The sequence below is a fragment of the Paenarthrobacter sp. NPDC057355 genome, from assembly GCF_042667405.1.
In the GTDB taxonomy this organism is placed as follows: Bacteria; Actinomycetota; Actinomycetes; order Actinomycetales; family Micrococcaceae; genus Arthrobacter.
The window spans coordinates 1-1,880 of the sequence record NZ_JBHVAL010000053.1; the positions used below are offsets into that span (position 1 = coordinate 1).

The 1,880-nt window shown below is 61.8% G+C and carries 1 protein-coding gene; it reads right to left on the reverse strand.

Annotated features, from left to right (window positions below):
• Positions 1 to 1,337, reverse strand: a 1,337-nt coding sequence (locus ACFUOZ_RS21335; RefSeq protein WP_377552036.1) for a hypothetical protein, incomplete at its 3' end; no start/stop codon positions are given.
• Positions 1,338 to 1,880 lie beyond the last annotated feature (543 nt).

Sequence of the window (1,880 nt, forward strand, 5' to 3'; positions counted from 1 at the left end):
ACCGGCACCGCGACCGGCGCTACGGGGCGCAGCTTCGACGACTGGTACGGGTTCGCCAGATCCTCCGCCGTCAACACACCCGCCGCCGGATCACGCACAAAACGCGGGGGCTGATTGAAGTTGCCGTCAGACCCGGCATGGAAAGCATCCCAATATCTTGTGCGGACACCTGTTTCCAGGGCCGTACCGATCTTTCCCTCCGTCGGATTCACCATCGCCAACTCCGAGATCAACCTCGCCCGCTCCAACAACTCCGGTGATGCATCGCCCGCGGTGTTAACCTCCTTCAAAGCCTGAACAGCCGCCCGGTTCCGCCACGGATGGGAAGTGATCGAGAGATCCTCAACAGGGATGGGTGAGAGCTCCGGATGGGCTTGCAAGTGCTTCACTAACAATGTCATTTCGGGTCTCCCGCTAACAGTCAGGATCTCCTCGGCAGCCAGCAGATCCTTGTACCGTTTGGCCGGGCCGGTAGGCGCCTCCGACGTGCCACCCTCAAATACTCTGAACGGGGTTACGATCTTCAAAGGCTCGCCCGCGGCAACCTCTGGTGGGTTAGTTGCTGCTTTGGCGTCAGCGGAGTGGATGAGCTCATGACCCAGAGTCGCCACCGGATCTGCTGCAGTGACTCTACCGGTAGTGATGCTACGGAGACTGGCAACCTCAAGCGGGTCGTAGCGGACGTAAGTGGCCGTCCCGGCGGGGATCTCGTTGAGGGAGGATGATTGAGGGCCAGCGCCGGGGGTGGGGAAGATGACGACCCCGATGTCCGGGTTCGCTGTTCCGGCGGGCACTCCCCGGCCGCTGTGGTCAATCCACTGGTTGTCGTCCACACTGGTGGGTTTCAGGGTGCCGGCGACTTTCATGGTGGTCTTACCCGATCCGGTGGACCACAACCGGTCCAGGTCAGCGGTGATCTGATCAACATTACGCTGCCACACCACCTCATCATCAAACGAGCCCCACATCGATCCAAAGTCGAGCCACCTTCCAGCAGGCTCAGGGTGGTTGGCGATCCAGATCCCGGGGTAGACCTCCACCGCATCGAACTGCGGGGCATCCCCCACGGACTGGCCCGGCAGGGCCGGGAATCCGATCCTGCGGACGTTGTTCGGGTCAGTGACCCTTGGTGGGGTCGTCGGGACCACTACCGGCGGGGTAGCGTTCGCGGCCGGCCCGGCCGCGACATCCACGACAACGAACAATGTCAATGTCACCGCCACAGCCAACACCACACCCCACAACCGGGGCAGTAACCCCGGAACACCGCGCCCCGGCAACCCGGAGCCTCGCCCGGCACCGACACCGGCTGTACTGGACCACAAACCCAAAACCATCAAACACACCTTCCGCACAAGGGGGCGGTGACCACCAAAAGACGGCACCGCAGAACAACAGGCACCTGCACAACCAGGCAACACAACACCCAAACACCGGCACCTAAACTCCCAAGACAAACAAAACCCGCCCCCATGACGGGACGGGGAATGCGCCGGGCCCAAGCAACAAGCGTGAAGACCCTCCGTGTCAGGGGTGGTGGGTTGTTCTTTTGGGGTGGAAGAGGAGGAGACCTGTTTGGGTCTCCCCCTGGTGGTGTGTCTGGAATTCTTGGGCGGATCGGTGGAACACAGCCCCGGGGCGGGGTGGTTGTTTTGGTGGGGGCTTTGAGTGAGCCGGGTTGGAAGATTTCCTCTGTTGAGGGAAGCGGAAGGCCGGCACCTGTTCAATGGATCTGGTGCCGGCCTTCTGTGTGTCCTGGCTACTATCCCGGACACGGCAGGTTACGGGAGCGGTGGGTGGTTAGGTTTGTCGTCCGGTGGTGGTGAAGGGTTGGGTGGTGGTTTCTTGGGTGTGTGTGTCGGTGATGGTTAGGAGGCATC